This is a genomic window from Fructilactobacillus sp. X3R5C2 (genome assembly GCF_059901175.1).
Genome location: NZ_JBWXVC010000011.1, coordinates 1 through 1,801, shown reverse-complemented (window position 1 = coordinate 1,801; position 1,801 = coordinate 1). Strand labels below are relative to the sequence as shown.

The window sequence follows — 1,801 nt, the reverse complement described above, 5'->3', positions numbered from 1 at the left end:
AGAGTAGATCTTTGAAAACTGAACAAGATTTTGATTACAAGTGTAAGGTAATTTTAAGTTGTAGAACTTAAAATTAAACATTTGCGAAGTCAATTCGCTTTTTAATTCTTTTGAAAAAGAATAACAACAAATAATAATGAGCTAGTAAAATTTCTCATTTCTAAAATGAGAGTTTGATCCTGGCTCAGGACGAACGCTGGCGGCATGCCTAATACATGCAAGTCGAACGAGCTGCGCTTATTGATAGTTGATGCTTGCATTAACTAGATTTAAGTTAGCAGCGAGTGGCGAACTGGTGAGTAACACGTGGATAACCTGCCCAGAAGAAGGGGATAACACCTGGAAACAGATGCTAATACCGTATAACAACGAAAACCACATGGTTTTCGTTTGAAAGATGGCCTTTGTGCTATCGCTTTTGGATGGATCCGCGGCGCATTAGCTAGTTGGTGAGATAAAGGCTCACCAAGGCGATGATGCGTAGCCGACCTGAGAGGGTAATCGGCCACATTGGGACTGAGACACGGCCCAGACTCCTACGGGAGGCAGCAGTAGGGAATCTTCCACAATGGACGAAAGTCTGATGGAGCAATGCCGCGTGAGTGAAGAAGGGTTTCGGCTCGTAAAACTCTGTTGTTAGAGAAGAACGGGCGTGAGAGTAACTGCTCACGTCGCGACGGTATCTAACCAGAAAGTCACGGCTAACTACGTGCCAGCAGCCGCGGTAATACGTAGGTGGCAAGCGTTGTCCGGATTTATTGGGCGTAAAGCGAGCGCAGGCGGTCTTCTAAGTCTGATGTGAAAGCCTCCGGCTTAACCGGAGAAGTGCATCGGAAACTGGGAAACTTGAGTGCAGAAGAGGACAGTGGAACTCCATGTGTAGCGGTGAAATGCGTAGATATATGGAGGAACACCAGTGGCGAAGGCGGCTGTCTAGTCTGTAACTGACGCTGAGGCTCGAAAGCATGGGTAGCAAACAGGATTAGATACCCTGGTAGTCCATGCCGTAAACGATGAGTGCTAGGTGTTGGAGGGTTTCCGCCCTTCAGTGCCGCAGCTAACGCATTAAGCACTCCGCCTGGGGAGTACGACCGCAAGGTTGAAACTCAAAGGAATTGACGGGGACCCGCACAAGCGGTGGAGCATGTGGTTTAATTCGATGCTACGCGAAGAACCTTACCAGGTCTTGACATCTTCTGTTAACCTAAGAGATTAGGTGTCCCCTTCGGGGGCAGAATGACAGGTGGTGCATGGTTGTCGTCAGCTCGTGTCGTGAGATGTTGGGTTAAGTCCCGCAACGAGCGCAACCCTTGTCATTAGTTGCCAGCATTCAGTTGGGCACTCTAATGAGACTGCCGGTGACAAACCGGAGGAAGGTGGGGATGACGTCAAATCATCATGCCCCTTATGACCTGGGCTACACACGTGCTACAATGGACGGTACAACGAGTTGCGAAACCGCGAGGTCAAGCTAATCTCTTAAAGCCGTTCTCAGTTCGGATTGCAGGCTGCAACTCGCCTGCATGAAGTTGGAATCGCTAGTAATCGTGGATCAGCATGCCACGGTGAATACGTTCCCGGGTCTTGTACACACCGCCCGTCACACCATGAGAGTTTGTAACACCCAAAGTCGGTTAGGTAACCTTTTGGAGCCTGCCGCCTAAGGTGGGACAGATGATTAGGGTGAAGTCGTAACAAGGTAGCCGTAGGAGAACCTGCGGCTGGATCACCTCCTTTCTAAGGAAAAATTCGGAAACCTTACATTATTGAAGTCTTGTTTAGTTTTGAGAGTTTTACTCTC

Annotated in this window: 1 rRNA gene; it reads left to right on the top strand. The window is 48.6% G+C overall.

The features are described 5' to 3' along the window. The first annotated feature begins 161 nt into the window (after window positions 1-161). Window positions 162-1,737: ribosomal RNA gene (locus AC6UD4_RS07185) — 16S ribosomal RNA — on the top strand. Window positions 1,738-1,801: the final 64 nt, after the last annotated feature.